This window comes from Halococcus sp. PRR34, from assembly GCF_028617175.1.
Taxonomy (GTDB): Archaea; Halobacteriota; Halobacteria; order Halobacteriales; family Halococcaceae; genus Halococcus; species Halococcus salifodinae.
This window is the reverse complement of record NZ_JAQJDA010000002.1, coordinates 71,041-84,881: the sequence shown is the minus strand read 5'-3', so window position 1 is coordinate 84,881 and position 13,841 is coordinate 71,041. Positions and strand designations below refer to the sequence as shown.

The window sequence follows — 13,841 nt, the reverse complement described above, 5'->3', positions numbered from 1 at the left end:
TGCGATGATCGTCTGTCCGTCCCCTCCTGCGTTTGCGTCGCTTTCTGCGGTACAGCGACCCTCGACGATCCCATTGCTTCGACACAGTCTCGCCAGTTGCTGACGTCAGCTTCATCGGAAGGAGCGGTGGCACTACTCTTCGAGACGCTCCGCCTCCTCTCTTGGGTCGTCGTCGCTGTCGGCGCGCCGCCTGACGTCGACCTGGTAGTGTTGGAGGATGTCCCGACCCAGCAGGAGCGGGTAGCTCATGTGGCTCCGATCCTCGACGCTTGCGGTCACGGTGTGCTGGGTGCCGCCGATCCCCACCACGAGGTCGACGACCGGCCGTGCCTTCCCGGATTTCGAACTTCCCGACCTGACGCGGGTCATGCTCTTGATCGGGCCAGCACCGATCTCGGCCGCGAGCGAGGTATCGATACTGGTCCGGGTCGCACCGGTGTCGGATTTGGCGAGCGTCGACCGCGAGCCGCTGGTGCCGCTCACCACCACGTCCTCGATGTAGCCGATCAGCGGGGTCTGGCCGGGTGCGGGCCGCTCGGGACGGGGCATACTGGACGGTGTGGAGTCGTCGAGCGTCGTCGAGATCTCCGCCACACGGTCGTCGTCGACCTCTCCGCCGACCCGCTCGATAGCGAGCTTCGCGATGTAGGGTGCGGGACTCTTCCCCGTGGCCTCGTAGAGCCCCTTGAATCCCGCCGTCGGGTTCATTTCGAGGACGTGCCAGCCATCCGTTCCCTCGATGAGGTCGACGCCCACGTAGTCGAGATCCATCACGTCGGCGGCGTAGAGCGCGGTCTCTCTGGCCTCGTCGGGAATTTCGTCGGTGACGTTCTCGACCGCCCCGCCGAGCGCGACGTTGGTCCGCCAGTCGCCCTCGGGTGCGTACCGGTGCATCGCGCCGATCATCCGGTCGTTGACGACGTACACCCGGAGGTCGCGGTGTTCGGTCGCGTCGCGCTCGATGAGTTCCTGAAGGAACGCCTGACGATTACCGACTTTGGGGTTCACGGGCTCGTCGAGATCGACTTTCCACGTCCCGCCGCCGTGGGTGCCGATCGCGGTCTTGTACACCCCGACGTCGCCGAACTGCTCGCGGCCACGATTTAGCCGATCGTTCGAGAGCGCGAGCAGCGCGTCCGGCACTCTCACGTTCCAGTCGGCGAGTCGTGCGGCGGTCGCGAACTTGTGGATCGCGGTGAGGGTCGGTCCCGGACGGTTGAGCATCGGGCGGATGCGTTCGAACGTCGCCGCCAATCCTAAGCCCTCGGCGGGCTCCTCGGTGTTCGAGAGCAGGAGTCGGTTCGCGACCACGTCGACTTCGGGCTCGACGCCGACCTCACTGTCGCGGATCGAAACCGCGGTGTTCTCCCGCCGGAGCCACACCGGCGTGTGTCCGAGGTCCTCGACCGCGTTCAGGATGGCCTTCGTCTCCTTGCTGTTGTGGAGGCTCAACACTCCCACCCGGACTGGGTCGTCGGCGTTCGTCATGGCGTTCGGTCGATGGCTCGGGACAAAGCTGTGGCGCTTGTATATGACGAACGACTCGCGAATCCCCGGCGGGGACGCGAGGGTTTTATTCTCGGCTTGCCGAACGGGGGTGATGAGTCACGAGGGGGCCTTCACGTACGACGGCGGGAAGGTCGCGCCTGGCGAAACCCAGAACATCAGATACGGTATCAGCGAGACCTACATGGGCGATCCGGTCCGGATTCCGGTCACCGTGGTCAACGGGGCGGAGCCGGGACCGACCGCGGTCCTCACTGCGGCGGCCCACGGCGACGAGCTCAACGGCATCGAGGTCGTCAGAACCGTGGCCCACGAGTGGGATCACACCGATCTCCACGGGACGTTGATCTGTCTCCCGGTGTTGAACGTCCCTGGCTTCCTCGCCCAGCAGCGGTATCTCCCGATCTACGACCGCGATCTCAATCGATCCTTTCCCGGAAACGAGACCGGGACCAGCGCCCGCCGGATGGCGAATCGGATCTTCGGGAACTTCATCGAACCGGGCGATTTCGGGCTGGATTTCCACACCTCGACCCGGGGCCGGACCAACATGCTCCACGTCCGGGCCGACACCGAAACGGAAGGCGTCGAGCGGGTGGCGAAATCGTTCGGTTCGAACGTCGTGATCGATGGGGCTGGTCCGGAAGGGACCCTGCGACGCGAGGCGTCCGAGCGGGGGACGTCCACGGTCACGATCGAGATGGGTGAGGCCCACCGGTTCCAGCGCGAGCTGATCGACCGCGCGCTCGCGGGCGTCGAGAGTGTGTTCGCGGAGTTCGGGCTGCGGCGGACGGACGCGGTCCGGTGGCCCGGTTGGCGCACCGTCATCGACGGCGCGTCCGAAAAGACGTGGCTCCGGGCCGACGTCGGGGGGCTCGTCGATATGCACTACGACGGCGGCGACCTCGTCCGGGAGGGCGAATCGGTCTGTACGATCACCGATCCGTTCAAGACCGCAAGCGAAACCGTGACAGCGCCGTTCACGGGACTGCTGGTCGGCGTGCTCGAGAACCCGCTCGTGTATCCAGGCAACCCGGTGTGTCATCTCGTCGAACTCGACGCTTCGACTCGGCGCGCGCTCGAACGCGAGCAGTCGAGTCAGGAGAACCGCGCCGGCTGACGGCCCGAACAGTCCACCCAGCAGAGAGAAGCGTCGATCCGACGACGGCACGTGCGTCCGGGTACGTAACGACTATACCGGATCGGTCCTACGCTCCGATACATGAGTCAGTCGTACGAGCGGGGTCTCGTCGAGGACTTCGGTCGGTGGCGGGAGTTCTCGGCCGGGATGTGGGCGTGGATCTTTCACAAGTTCACCGGCTGGGTGCTGATCGGCTACCTGTTCACCCACATCGCAGTCCTGAGCACGGCGATTTCGGGCGCATCGGTGTACAACCAGACGCTCGGGGGACTCGAAGCACTCCTGCTCGTTCGCATTCTCGAAGTCGGTCTGCTCGCGGTCGCGGTCTTTCACATCCTCAACGGGATCCGGCTGCTGTTCGTCGATCTCGGTGTGGGCCTCGAATCCCAGGACAAGAGCTTCTACGCATCGCTCGTCATCACTGGCGCGATCGCCATCGCAAGCGTTCCGACGTTCCTCACGGGGGCCTTTTAGATGGCCGAACGCTACTCCTCGTTCGACCGGCGCGGCTGGCGGTGGTTCGCCCAGCGCGTGACCGCGGCGTTCCTGATCGTGGTGCTCGCCTTCCACTTCATGCTGCTGCACTTCGTGAACCACGCCTACGAGATCACCCTCGCCGGGACGACCGCGCGGATGAGCCAGGTCGGCTACTTCGCCACGATGGTGCTCTTCCTCGTGACCGCAACGTTCCACGGCGTCAACGGCGTCTACAACGCCCTCGTGAACCAGGGCCTCGGCGGCACCCAGAAAAAGGCCGTGGCGGCGGTGCTCGTCACCGCGAGTGTCCTCCTCGTCGTCCAAGGCATCCGTGTCGCGCTGGCGATGACCGGCATGGACGTGAGTTTCTAACCCACAATGAGCACGCAAATCCCGCAACAAGAGACCGAGAGCGAGACCGAGCCCGAAACCGAACCCACCGAGGAGACCGCCCAGGATCGGCGGCTCGAACGCAAACGCGCCGACGAGGCCGAGCGTCAGGAGCGTGCCGAGGCGGCCGCGGGCGAAGACGAGGATCGAATAACCCTCAAGGTGTTCCGGTACGATCCGGAGGTCGAGGCCAAACGAGAGCCCCGGTTCGACGACTTCCAGATCCCCTTCGAGCAGGGGATGACGGTGCTCGACGCGCTGATGTACGCGCGCGATCACTACGACTCCTCGCTCACCTTCCGGCACTCGTGTCGCCAGGCAGTCTGTGGTTCGGACGCCCTGTTCATCAACGGCTCACAGCGACTGGGATGTCAGACCCAGGTCGGGGACCTCGACACTCCGGTGCGGGTCGAGCCATTGCCCCACCAAGAGGTCGAAAAGGACCTCGTGGTCGACATGGAGCACTTCTACGACCAGATGGAGGCAGTCGAGCCGTACTTCCAGGGCGACACCCCGGATGGCGAGGAACAGCGCCAGAGTCGGGAGAACCGCGAGAAGATCAAGATGAGCACGCGGTGTATCTGGTGTGGCGCGTGTCAGTCTTCGTGTAACATCGCGGCGGGCGACAACCAGTATCTCGGCCCGGCGGCGATCAACAAGGCCTACCGCTTCGCGATGGACGAGCGCGAGGAAGAGGAGATGAAACAACACCGGATGGACATCCTCGAACAGGAGCACGGCGTCTGGCGGTGTCAGACCCAGTTCTCGTGCACCGACGTCTGTCCGAAGGACATCCCGCTGACCGAGCACATCCAAGAGATGAAGCGCGAGGCCGTGAAGGACAACCTGAAGTTCTGGTAGCACCTTTTTACGTCGTCGGGTGCGCTCGCTTCGCTCGCGCACCGCTCTCTACTCACGGGCGGCTTCGCCGCCCGTTCGCACGGTACGAGGGACGCTCCGCGTCCCTCGCTATCGCCGGCGCGAAGCGCCGGCTGTAAGAGGTTCCTTTGGAACCTCTCTACTCGTAAAAATCTGCACCAAAAACACCCGCTCGCTCCCTACGGTCGCTCGCGGTACAACTGCTGTCACTCACCTACCGCACTACCGCTCAATTCGTCGTGCTTCGCCAGCACCAACTCGAAGTAGTCGTCGATCAGCTCGCGCAGGTCGCGCACCCGATGCGAGTCGTCGAGTACGAATGCGATCCATCGGCGTGGGGCACAGTTGTGTAGTGTCGCTCGTAGTGTGGTTTTATGAAGTCAGAGACGATAGTTCGAGTATGAGCGAATCCAGCGAGGCGACAGAGTTGATCGAGGAAGGGGCGATCTCGGGCAATCAGGCGTCGATCCCGGCGACGATCCGCGAGCGGGCCGACATCGAGGACGGCGACAGGGTCCGCTGGCGGTGGCGCGACGGCGAACTTTCGGTCGAAGTCGTCCGGCAGCGGGCGGGCGTGTTCGCGGAGTTCGAGGGGTTCGACGGCGAAAGCGAAACGCTCGATCACGACCGCACAGGCCTCGATCCCGCTGGCGAGTACGACGCCGGCGACGAGTCGTAGCGTGGCCCAGCACGCGCTCGTGGATACCAACGTGCTCTATGGCGCGTTTCAGCAACGCGACCAGTTCCACGACGAGGGCCTCTCGATCGTGACAGCAGCGGACGCTCGCGATCTCCCGGTTTGCGTCGTGCTCGATTTCGTGCTCGCGGAGACGATGAACGCGCTCACGCAGGAACGCGCTCACGCAGGAACTCGCTCACGCAGGAACGCGCTCACGCAGGAACTCGCTCACGCAGGAACTCGCTCACGAGGAGACGACCGAGGCCCTCTCGATGGTTCGTGAGAGCACCGGATTCGAGATCCGACGATCGACCAACGAGGTCTGGACCACAGGTCTCGGCGTGTATGAAGGGTACGCTCATCTCTCACTCGTGGATGCGATACTCGTCGCGTACGCACGTGAAACCGACATTTCGTACATCTACTCGTTTGACGATGGATTCGATAGCATCGATGGCGTGCAACGGCTGAACACCAACACAAATCCGTATTCGGCCTGAAGGCGTCCGTCGAAAACCCGGAACCCTACGCCGGGCATGAACAGCCTCAAGTCTCGGTAGGTCGAACCGCGACCAAGAGATGCACGAACACGATGTCATCGTGGTCGGCGCGGGCGGTGCCGGCCTTCGCGCGGCGATCGCGGCACACGAGGAGGGCGCGGACGTCGCGCTCGTCTCGAAACTCCACCCCGTGCGGAGCCACACCGGGGCCGCCGAAGGCGGGATCAATGCTGCGCTTCGGGACGGCGACTCGTGGGAGGACCACGCCTACGACACGATGAAGGGCTCGGACTACCTCGGGGACGCCCCGGCGATCGAGACCCTCTGCCAGCAGAGCCCGAGCGAGGTCATCCAGCTCGAACACTGGGGGATGGCCTTTTCGCGCGAGGACGACGGCCGGATGAGCCAGCGTCCGTTCGGCGGGCTTTCGTTCCCCCGGACGACCTACGCCGGCGCGGAGACGGGCCATCACCTGCTCCACACGATGTACGAGCAGGTCGTCAAACGAGGTATTCAGGTCTACGACGAGTGGTACGTCACCCAGCTCGCCGTCACCGACCACGACGACCCCGAGGACCGAAACTGCCACGGCGCGATCGCCTACGACGTTCAAACTGGGGAAGTCGAGGGGTTCAAAGCTCGGAACGGCGTGATCCTCGCGACCGGCGGGCCGGGCCAGGTCTACGACCACACCACCAACGCGGTCGCGAACACCGGCGACGGCCAGGCGATGGCCTACCGAGCGGGCGTCCCCCTCGAAGACATGGAGTTCGTCCAGTTCCACCCCACCACGCTGCCCTCCACCGGGGTCCTGATCACCGAGGGCGTCCGTGGCGAGGGTGGCATCCTCTACAACGAGGAAGGCGAGCGGTTCATGTTCGAGAGTGGGTACGCGAACAACGACGGGGAGCTCGCCTCGCGGGACGTCGTGGCCCGCGCCGAACTCACCGAGATCAACGAGGGCCGCGGGTTCGACGACGATCACGTGATGCTCGACATGCGCCACCTCGGCGAGGAGCGCATCACCGACCGGCTCGAAAACATCATCCACCTCGCGGAGGATTTCGAGGGCGTCAACCCTCTCGACGACCCGATGCCGGTCAAACCCGGCCAGCACTACGAGATGGGTGGGATCGAGGTCTCGGAGAACGGCGAAACCTGCATCACGGGTCTCTACGCCGCCGGCGAGTGCGCGTGCGTCTCGGTCCACGGCTCGAACCGGCTGGGCGGGAACGCACTCCCCGAACTCATCATCTTCGGCGCACGCGCGGGTCGCCACGCCGCGGGCAAGGAGATGGAGCCCGCCGAGATCGAGACCGGCCCCTCCGCGAGCATCGAGCGCGCCGAGTACGACAGCCCGGTGTCGCCCGGTGCGCTCGATTCACCCGACGACGTCGCTGCCGACGGCGGTCGAGCGTCGGACGGCGGAGAGTCGACCGCGACCGACGGCGGCGCGGCGCTGGTCGGGATCGACGAGACCGTCGAGCGTGCGCTGGAAGCCGAGCAAGCACGCATCGAGCACCTGATGGAGAAAGACGAGGGTCGCCAGCACGCCGCGATCCGTGCCGATCTCCAGGAGGCGATGACCGAGAACGTCAACGTCTTCCGGAACGAAGAAGGCCTGAAACAGGCCCTCCGAGACATCCGCGCGGCGCGGGAGGCCTACGACGACGTCTACGTCGACGACCCCTCGCGCACGTTCAACACCGATCTCCAGCACACCATCGAGACCAGAAACCTGATCGACCTCGCCGAGGCCATCACCCTCTCGGCGCTCGCCCGCACCGAGTTCCGGGGCGCACACTGGCGCGAGGGGTATCAGGACCGCAACGACGAGGAGTGGATCAAACACTCGATGCTCGCGTGGGACGGCGGTGCGACAGACCTCTACTACAAACCGGTCATCCTCGAAGGCGAGGACAAGGAGTACGAGCCGAAGGTCCGCAGTTACTAGAACCCACTTTTTTACTGCGGGGGGATCGCGCTCGCTTCGCTCACGCGACCCCCCTTGCAAAAACCTGGGTCAAAAACACCCGCTCGCTCACTTCGTTCGCTCCCGGTACAACTGCTGGCGCTTCCCGCAACCGCACAGTACCGCCCGAGCCCTCAGCCGTTCGCTGCGCTCACGGCTTCGCCCTCGATCCACCGAGGCCCGCACCGCCACAGCACCGCCGCCGTCACCGCACCGCCGCCGTCACCGCACCGCCGCGGTGGCCGAGACTCCGGTACCGAAACGCGAGCGGTGGGTTGATACGCACCACGCCGGTAGGAGTGATATGCGCGTTCGCGACTGGCAGGACATCTTGGAGGACGTGGTCGATTCCGGGGCCGACCCCGGCGGCTGGCGGGCGGTCGCAGGCGATCGTGACCAGGGGATCGGCGAGGACATGTATCTCGGCCACCCCTCGGCAGGCGTTTTTCAGCTCAAGACCTACGCGAAGAACCCCTTCGAGGTCCAGGGCGTCGGCACCCAACTCGCCCGGCGGATCGACGACGATCTCGACCCCCTCTTTCCCGAAGGCGATGCGGGCCGCTTCGGCGTCCAGTCCCCGATGGCCGACGAGGACGAGGCCAAGCAGGCAGCAACGGAACTCGAAAGCGTGCTCGAAACCCACGCCGACGCGCCGACGACCCCCGACGCACTGTTCGAGGACGTGATGGGCGCGCTCGACAGCCCCGCCTACGGCCCGATGGAGTACGACCAGTACGACCGCCCCGATGGGCTGGACGACTTCGCCAACGAGTTCGAGGAGGCCGAAGACCTGCTCGACGCCGAACTCGAGGACCTGGTCGACGAGAACGAAACCAACCACGGGTTCCAGTAGGCGTAAATCCCACCGTCGCATCGAGCCAGTATGACCGCCGAAGCCACAATCGAGGCGTACTACGACGCTCTCCGTGCGGGCAACCCGCTATCTCCCTTCTTCGCCGAGTCGGAATCGATCGTCAAGTTCGGCATCACCGAGCGACTCGCGGGCTACGAGGCGATCGAGGCGGGCCTCCACGAACAGACCGACATGACCGACGACTGGACCGTCGAGAGCCAGCAGCTCCGAGTGACCGAACGCGACTCGTGTGCGTGGTTCAGCGACAGCGTGGTGATGGCGTGGCGACACACCGAGGACGGCGCATACCGCGAACACGAGACGCGGTGGAGCGGCACCCTCGAACGCCGTGACGACGAGTGGGCGTTCGTCGGAATGCACGTGAGCACCGCCGACGCCGACACGACGGACGACTCGACCGCCACCAACGGGACCGGTGAGCGGTGATGGTCGGTCCGGTATCGCAGGAGGAACGACTCACTGCGTCGCGCCGCATCAAGATCGGATTCATCGTTCTCGTTGGGCTCTCGGCGGGCCTCATCACGCTCCAGGGCGAGCCCTCGATTCTCACCTTCGCGCTCGCGGTGTGCGCCGGACTCGTCGTCGGGACTGTCGTGGTCTGGCTCGCCTTCCCCCGTGGCCTCGGCTTTCGGAGCTGACGAAGCCGGCTTCGACGGCGACGCCGACCGCGCCCACCGCTCAAGCCACGCGGTCGAGCCACTGCTCAGGCGTGTCGAGCTCAGCGTTCGTCGGCAGGTTTTCCGGTTGCTCCCAGACGACGCTCGCCCCCTCCACGCCGCGGGCGTCGGCGACGGTCTCAAAGAAGGCTTTCCCGCGCTCGTACTGGCGTCGCTTCATTCCCAGCCCGAGGAGTCGCCGAACGAGCTGGGAGACCGGACCACGGCCCCGTCGTCGTGCCTCGACTTTCTCGCGAAGATCGGCGTACTCGTCGTCGAACGCACGATCCATCAGGAGTTCGGCGTACCCCTCGACCGCGGTCATCGCGGCGTCGAGTTCGCGGAACGCCTCGCGGTCGAGGCCCCCCTCGCCGAGCGCGTCGACCGCCCGCTCCATCCGGGCTTCGAGGTGGTCGGAGAGCCACGGAGCCGCGCCGAACTCCGCGGCGTGGGTCACTTCGTGAAAGGCGATCCACCGTCGGAACCGTGCGTGTGAGACGTCGAGCTCCTCGGCGACCCGCTGGATGTTCGGATGGACGAAGTAGAGCGCGTGGTCGTCGGCCCCGCTTGCCGCGCCCTCGCCCGCCCCGTCCCGATCGTCGCCCTCGGCGAGGAGGAGTGGGTCGTACTGACCGAGCACGTTGTTGGCGAGGAACGCGAGCGCAACGGTCATCGAACCGGTGTTCGCCACCCGCGCGATCCCGGGGGCGAGCGTCCGTCCCTCGATGTCGAGGGCCCCCATGATGCGCTCGAACGTCGCGATGTTCGCGTCGATCCAGTGGTGGCGGTGCTGGACCTCGATGGTGTCGGGAAGGTCGAAGGAGACGCCGCCGACCTCCCGGACCCGGGTTCGGGCGTCGCGAACGTCGGCCGCATAGCCCGCGCGCTCGTCGGCGGTGAGCGTGAGATCGCCCGGGTTGGTGGCGGCCCGTGCGGCCTCGGTGACGGCGGCCCAGTCGATCAGTCCATCGCCGGAGGCCTCGGTCACCGCTCTGACGCTGCGCAGGAGGTTCATACCGAAGAATGTCGCCGACCGGGCAAAGGGTTTCGCCTCTACAGCTCCTCGAACTCGTTCTCGGAGTCGTCGACGCCGAACTCGTCGTCGTCCATCGCGAACTCGTCTTCGAGATCGTCGCCGCCGAGATACCACTTCGCGACGAGCGCGAGCCCGACGAGCAGCCCGAGGACGAACAGTTTTCGCAGCGCGCTGCCCGACGATTCCTCCTCGTCCTCGTCGGCCACGTCCTCGTCGATCTCGACGACCGTGTCGCCCGTTTCCTCGTCGTCGGTCGCCTGAACCGCACCATCGCTGCCGCCGTCCGCACCGAGCGGGTCGACGCCGGCGTCAGGCTCGCTCTCGAACGACGTCTCTGTGTCGTCGTCGGTTTCGGTGCCGAACGAGGTGTCGTCGGTGTCGGTCGAGAACTCGGTGTCCGATTCCGAGTTCCCGGCCCCGAAGCCGAGGCGATCACGCAGCAGCTCGCCGACGTCGGAGCTGAGCTGGACGTCGCTCGTGAACTCGTTGTCCTCGCTGTGCAGGTGGAGTTCGAGCAGGGTTAGCTTGTCTGCCATGCCGCGATCGTTCGGGGTCCGGTGGCTTATTCGTTTGGGCTTTCAGTGCCGGGTCCTCGTGCGCTCGTTTCGGACTCCATCCCCGGTTCCGAACGGTTCATACCCGGGGCGTCGATACGGTGGCTGTGAACGAGAACCAGCGTACGTTCCTCGACGACCTGCTCGAAACGCCGAGCCCGTCCGGGTACGAAACGCGCGGTCAGCGCGTCTGGACCGAGTACGTCGCGGAGTTCGCCGACGACGTCCGGACCGACGACTACGGCAACGCGATCGCGGTTCACGAGGGCGATCCCGAAGCGCCGAGCATCGCACTCACCGGCCACGCCGACGAGATCGGGTTCGTGGTCCGCGACATCGACGACGAGGGGTTCGTTCGCCTCGGCTCGATCGGCGGCGCGGACAAGACCGTCTCGCGCGGCCAGCACGTCTCGATCCACACCGACGACGGGCCGGTGTCCGGCGTCATCGGTCAGGCCGCGATCCACCTGCGCGACGACCACGAGATCGCCGATATCGCCGAGCAGCACGTCGACATCGGAGCCGCGGACGGCGACGAGGCGTGCGAACTCGTCGAAGTCGGCGACCCGATCACGATCGCGACCACAGTCGAGGAACTCCACGGAACACGGCTCGCGGCCCGCGGGATGGACAACCGGATCGGGACGTGGGCCGCCGCGGAGGGACTTCGTCGAGCAAGCGAGGCAGACGTCGACGCCACGGTGTACGCCGTCAGCACCGTCCAGGAGGAAGTCGGTCTCCAGGGCGCTCAGATGGTCGGATTCGACCTCGCGCCCGACGCCGCAATCGTCGTCGACGTGACCCACGCCACCGACGAGCCCGCGACGCCGGGCACGCGCAGCAACGGGATCGAACTCGGCGAGGGGCCGGTCGTGACCCGCGGCGGCGCGAGCCATCCCGTTCTGGTCGACGCGATGCGCGAGGCAGCCGACGCCGACGAGACGCCGATCCAGCTTCAGGCGACCGGCTCGCGAACAGGGACCGACGCCGACGCTATCTTCACCCAGCGCGGCGGCATCCCGTCGCTGAACCTCGGGCTCCCGAACCGATACATGCACACGCCCGTCGAGATGATCGATACGGACGATCTCGATGGGCTCGCGGCGTTGCTGGGGACGTTCGCCGAGCGTATCGATGTCGACGACTCGTTCGCCGTCGAGATCTGACCCGCGGTTGCGGTGTGTGTTCGCGGTCGAGGTCCGAGTTCGTCGGCGGAGCGTTCGCTCGGCGCGACCGCGTGACGGTACGCTTAAGGGTCGAACCGAACGAGGACGCAGTATGACCGAAGGACGTCCGCTCGACGTACTCGAAGCGACGCTCGGCGAGAGCGTGGCCGTGCGGCTGAAAGACGGCGAGATCTACACGGGTTCGCTCGCGGGCTACGACCAGCACATGAACGTGGTGCTCGAACCCGCCAGCAACGACGCTGAACCGCCGACTCCCGGTGAAGTCGGCGTCGAGACGGTCGAGAGCACAACGATTATCCGCGGCGACAACGTCGTCACGATAACACCATGACCGGATCCGGAACGCCGAGCCAGGGGAAGAAGAACAAGACCGTTCACGTCAAATGCCGCCGCTGTGGTGAAGCCTCCTACCACAAGACGAAGAAAGTCTGTGCGTCGTGTGGGTTCGGGAAATCCGCGAAGCGACGCGACTACGCCTGGCAGGAGAAGGCCGGCGAGTAAATGGACGAGAAGTGCGGGGTCGTCGGCGTCTCGCTCGACGACCGCGCCGCCGCGCAGCCGATTTACTACGCACTCTACGCCCTCCAGCACCGCGGCCAGGAGTCGGCCGGGATCGTCACCCACGACGGGTTCCAACAGCATTCCCACGTCGAGATGGGGTTGGTGGGCGATGCGTTCTCCGAGGACGACATCGCGGAGCTCAACGGGCCGAACGGGATCGGTCACGTCCGCTACCCGACCGCGGGCAGCGTCGACTCGTCGTGCGCGCAACCCTTTTCGGTCTCGTTCAAGAGCGGGTCGTTGGGGTTGAGCCACAACGGTAACCTCGTCAATGCGAGCGCACTGCGGGATGAACTCGCCGGACTGGGCCACGCGTTCACCTCCGACGGCGATACCGAGGTGATCGCCCACGATCTCGCGCGGAACCTCCTCGACGACGATCTCGTCGCGGCGGTCGAGCGCACGATGGGCAAAATACATGGGTCGTACTCGCTCGCCGTGATGCACGACGACCGGGTGCTCGGGCTCCGCGATCCACAAGGCAATCGGCCACTGTGTCTCGGCGAGCTGGAGGACGGCTACGTGCTCGCGAGCGAGAGCGCGGCGATCGACGCGCTCGACGGGGAACTCATCAGGGACGTCAAACCTGGCGAACTCGTGGTACTCGAACCCGACGGCGCGGGCTACGAGAGCCATCGACTCGTCGAGCCCGATCACACCGCGCGGTGTTTCTTCGAACACGTCTACTTCGCGCGGCCGGATTCGACGATCGACGGCGAGCTGGTCTACGAGGCCCGGCGCGAACTCGGCCGACAGCTGTGGGCCGAGAGCGGCATCGACACCGACGTCGTGATGCCGGTGCCCGACTCCGGGCGCGCGTTCGCCTCGGGCTACGCGGAGGCCGCGAACGAGGGCGACGGCAGCGTGGAGTTCGCGGAGGGGCTGATGAAGAATCGATACGTGGGCCGGACGTTCATCATGCCGACCCAGGACGAGCGCGAGCGCGCGGTCCGGCTGAAGCTCAACCCGATCAAGAGCACCGTCGAGGGCAAAACCGTGACCCTGATCGACGACTCGATCGTTCGGGGGACGACCTCGACACAGCTCGTCGAACTGCTCCGCGATACCGGCGCGGCGGAGGTCCACCTCCGGATCGGTTCGCCGGCGATCGTCGCACCCTGTTACATGGGGATCGATATGGCGAGCCGCGAGGAGCTGCTGGCCGCCGACCGATCGACGGAGGAGGTTCGCGAGACGATCGGTGCCGACAGCCTCGCCTACATCTCCCACGAGGCGATCGCCGACGCGCTCGACACCCCCAGAGAGGACCTCTGTATGGGCTGTGTCACCGGCGAGTACCCCTACGACATCGCGGGCGAGGCGACCGATCGTGAGGTTTCTCGCCCCACGATCGACGGCAACCGCGCGAGCGCCGACGACTGATCGACTGCTGTTCGTTTCTGAGTTCGGACGACGAGACGTCGGGAGT

Annotated in this window: 18 protein-coding genes; 15 read left to right on the top strand and 3 right to left on the bottom strand. The window is 65.8% G+C overall.

Going from position 1 to position 13,841, the window contains the following annotated elements:
• Window positions 1-132: 132 nt before the first annotated feature.
• The gene (locus tag PHA81_RS03750) at window positions 133-1,488 is read right to left on the bottom strand and encodes a RimK/LysX family protein (protein WP_273835320.1); all 1,356 of its coding nucleotides are present in this window, start codon (window positions 1,486-1,488) and stop codon (window positions 133-135) included.
• A 112-nt stretch (window positions 1,489-1,600) separates the two neighbouring features.
• Between PHA81_RS03750 and PHA81_RS03745 the strand changes: the two genes are divergently transcribed.
• The 11 genes from PHA81_RS03745 to PHA81_RS03695 all read left to right on the top strand — a co-directional run bounded on the left by PHA81_RS03745 (window position 1,601) and on the right by PHA81_RS03695 (window position 9,056).
• Window positions 1,601-2,626 (top strand): succinylglutamate desuccinylase/aspartoacylase family protein, encoded by a 1,026-nt coding sequence (locus tag PHA81_RS03745; RefSeq protein ID WP_273835318.1) that lies wholly within the window; start codon window positions 1,601-1,603, stop codon window positions 2,624-2,626.
• Window positions 2,627-2,728: 102 nt separating this feature from the next.
• Complete coding sequence (gene sdhC / locus PHA81_RS03740) at window positions 2,729-3,121, top strand: succinate dehydrogenase, cytochrome b556 subunit (protein ID WP_005044455.1); 393 nt, start codon at window positions 2,729-2,731, stop codon at window positions 3,119-3,121.
• Window positions 3,122-3,496 carry a succinate dehydrogenase hydrophobic membrane anchor subunit gene (locus PHA81_RS03735; RefSeq protein WP_005044453.1) on the top strand — a complete coding sequence of 125 codons (375 nt, stop codon included), beginning with the start codon at window positions 3,122-3,124 and terminating at the stop codon, window positions 3,494-3,496. It abuts the gene before it with no gap.
• Between the two features lie 6 nt (window positions 3,497-3,502).
• Window positions 3,503-4,375: a succinate dehydrogenase/fumarate reductase iron-sulfur subunit gene (locus PHA81_RS03730; protein ID WP_005044452.1), complete on the top strand. Its 873-nt coding sequence runs from the start codon at window positions 3,503-3,505 to the stop codon at window positions 4,373-4,375.
• A gap of 418 nt (window positions 4,376-4,793) precedes the next feature.
• Entirely contained in the window at window positions 4,794-5,072 is a 279-nt protein-coding gene (locus PHA81_RS03725) for an AbrB/MazE/SpoVT family DNA-binding domain-containing protein (protein ID WP_273835310.1), read from the top strand.
• Window position 5,073: 1 nt separating this feature from the next.
• Window positions 5,074-5,355 (top strand): hypothetical protein, encoded by a 282-nt coding sequence (locus PHA81_RS03720; RefSeq protein ID WP_273835309.1) that lies wholly within the window; start codon window positions 5,074-5,076, stop codon window positions 5,353-5,355.
• Window positions 5,345-5,572, top strand: a complete 228-nt coding sequence (locus PHA81_RS03715) for a PIN domain-containing protein (RefSeq protein WP_273835307.1) — start codon at window positions 5,345-5,347, stop codon at window positions 5,570-5,572. The genes PHA81_RS03720 and PHA81_RS03715 overlap by 11 nt, the downstream gene beginning before the upstream one ends.
• A 79-nt stretch (window positions 5,573-5,651) precedes the next feature.
• Window positions 5,652-7,526, top strand: a complete 1,875-nt coding sequence (locus PHA81_RS03710) for an FAD-binding protein (RefSeq protein ID WP_273835305.1) — start codon at window positions 5,652-5,654, stop codon at window positions 7,524-7,526.
• A gap of 322 nt (window positions 7,527-7,848) precedes the next feature.
• On the top strand, window positions 7,849-8,397 hold the full coding sequence (locus PHA81_RS03705) for a hypothetical protein (RefSeq protein ID WP_273835303.1): 549 nt from the start codon (window positions 7,849-7,851) through the stop codon (window positions 8,395-8,397).
• Window positions 8,398-8,427: 30 nt separating this feature from the next.
• On the top strand, window positions 8,428-8,844 hold the full coding sequence (locus PHA81_RS03700) for a nuclear transport factor 2 family protein (protein ID WP_273835301.1): 417 nt from the start codon (window positions 8,428-8,430) through the stop codon (window positions 8,842-8,844).
• Window positions 8,844-9,056, top strand: a complete 213-nt coding sequence (locus PHA81_RS03695) for a hypothetical protein (protein ID WP_273835299.1) — start codon at window positions 8,844-8,846, stop codon at window positions 9,054-9,056. The genes PHA81_RS03700 and PHA81_RS03695 overlap by 1 nt, the downstream gene beginning before the upstream one ends.
• A 40-nt stretch (window positions 9,057-9,096) precedes the next feature.
• On the opposite strand, the gene PHA81_RS03690 is transcribed toward PHA81_RS03695, so the two are convergent.
• Both PHA81_RS03690 and PHA81_RS03685 read right to left on the bottom strand, forming a co-directional pair.
• Window positions 9,097-10,089 carry a zinc-dependent metalloprotease gene (locus PHA81_RS03690; RefSeq protein ID WP_273835297.1) on the bottom strand — a complete coding sequence of 331 codons (993 nt, stop codon included), beginning with the start codon at window positions 10,087-10,089 and terminating at the stop codon, window positions 9,097-9,099.
• A gap of 38 nt (window positions 10,090-10,127) precedes the next feature.
• A complete protein-coding gene (locus tag PHA81_RS03685) occupies window positions 10,128-10,646 on the bottom strand; it encodes a hypothetical protein (RefSeq protein WP_005044435.1) in 519 nt (172 codons plus the stop codon).
• Window positions 10,647-10,771: 125 nt separating this feature from the next.
• Here PHA81_RS03685 and PHA81_RS03680 point away from each other — a divergent pair, with 125 nt between their 5' ends.
• From PHA81_RS03680 to purF, 4 genes are all read left to right on the top strand, one after another.
• Entirely contained in the window at window positions 10,772-11,830 is a 1,059-nt protein-coding gene (locus tag PHA81_RS03680) for a M20/M25/M40 family metallo-hydrolase (RefSeq protein WP_273835294.1), read from the top strand.
• Between the two features lie 112 nt (window positions 11,831-11,942).
• Window positions 11,943-12,182: an LSM domain-containing protein gene (locus PHA81_RS03675; RefSeq protein WP_005044431.1), complete on the top strand. Its 240-nt coding sequence runs from the start codon at window positions 11,943-11,945 to the stop codon at window positions 12,180-12,182.
• Window positions 12,179-12,352 (top strand): 50S ribosomal protein L37e, encoded by a 174-nt coding sequence (locus PHA81_RS03670; RefSeq protein ID WP_005044428.1) that lies wholly within the window; start codon window positions 12,179-12,181, stop codon window positions 12,350-12,352. The genes PHA81_RS03675 and PHA81_RS03670 overlap by 4 nt, the downstream gene beginning before the upstream one ends.
• Window positions 12,353-13,795 carry an amidophosphoribosyltransferase gene (purF, locus tag PHA81_RS03665; protein ID WP_273835287.1) on the top strand — a complete coding sequence of 481 codons (1,443 nt, stop codon included), beginning with the start codon at window positions 12,353-12,355 and terminating at the stop codon, window positions 13,793-13,795.
• Window positions 13,796-13,841 lie beyond the last annotated feature (46 nt).

What these genes read in the sequence shown, in the direction of transcription:
- PHA81_RS03750 (WP_273835320.1), bottom strand. Translation starts at nt 1,488, where the DNA reads ATGACGAACGCCGACGACCCAGTCCGGGTGGGAGTGTTGAGCCTCCAC.
- PHA81_RS03745 (WP_273835318.1), top strand. Translation starts at nt 1,601, where the DNA reads ATGAGTCACGAGGGGGCCTTCACGTACGACGGCGGGAAGGTCGCGCCT.
- sdhC (WP_005044455.1), top strand. Translation starts at nt 2,729, where the DNA reads ATGAGTCAGTCGTACGAGCGGGGTCTCGTCGAGGACTTCGGTCGGTGG.
- PHA81_RS03735 (WP_005044453.1), top strand. Translation starts at nt 3,122, where the DNA reads ATGGCCGAACGCTACTCCTCGTTCGACCGGCGCGGCTGGCGGTGGTTC.
- PHA81_RS03730 (WP_005044452.1), top strand. Translation starts at nt 3,503, where the DNA reads ATGAGCACGCAAATCCCGCAACAAGAGACCGAGAGCGAGACCGAGCCC.
- PHA81_RS03725 (WP_273835310.1), top strand. Translation starts at nt 4,794, where the DNA reads ATGAGCGAATCCAGCGAGGCGACAGAGTTGATCGAGGAAGGGGCGATC.
- PHA81_RS03715 (WP_273835307.1), top strand. Translation starts at nt 5,345, where the DNA reads ATGGTTCGTGAGAGCACCGGATTCGAGATCCGACGATCGACCAACGAG.
- PHA81_RS03710 (WP_273835305.1), top strand. Translation starts at nt 5,652, where the DNA reads ATGCACGAACACGATGTCATCGTGGTCGGCGCGGGCGGTGCCGGCCTT.
- PHA81_RS03705 (WP_273835303.1), top strand. Translation starts at nt 7,849, where the DNA reads ATGCGCGTTCGCGACTGGCAGGACATCTTGGAGGACGTGGTCGATTCC.
- PHA81_RS03700 (WP_273835301.1), top strand. Translation starts at nt 8,428, where the DNA reads ATGACCGCCGAAGCCACAATCGAGGCGTACTACGACGCTCTCCGTGCG.
- PHA81_RS03695 (WP_273835299.1), top strand. Translation starts at nt 8,844, where the DNA reads ATGGTCGGTCCGGTATCGCAGGAGGAACGACTCACTGCGTCGCGCCGC.
- PHA81_RS03690 (WP_273835297.1), bottom strand. Translation starts at nt 10,089, where the DNA reads ATGAACCTCCTGCGCAGCGTCAGAGCGGTGACCGAGGCCTCCGGCGAT.
- PHA81_RS03685 (WP_005044435.1), bottom strand. Translation starts at nt 10,646, where the DNA reads ATGGCAGACAAGCTAACCCTGCTCGAACTCCACCTGCACAGCGAGGAC.
- PHA81_RS03675 (WP_005044431.1), top strand. Translation starts at nt 11,943, where the DNA reads ATGACCGAAGGACGTCCGCTCGACGTACTCGAAGCGACGCTCGGCGAG.
- PHA81_RS03670 (WP_005044428.1), top strand. Translation starts at nt 12,179, where the DNA reads ATGACCGGATCCGGAACGCCGAGCCAGGGGAAGAAGAACAAGACCGTT.
- purF (WP_273835287.1), top strand. Translation starts at nt 12,353, where the DNA reads ATGGACGAGAAGTGCGGGGTCGTCGGCGTCTCGCTCGACGACCGCGCC.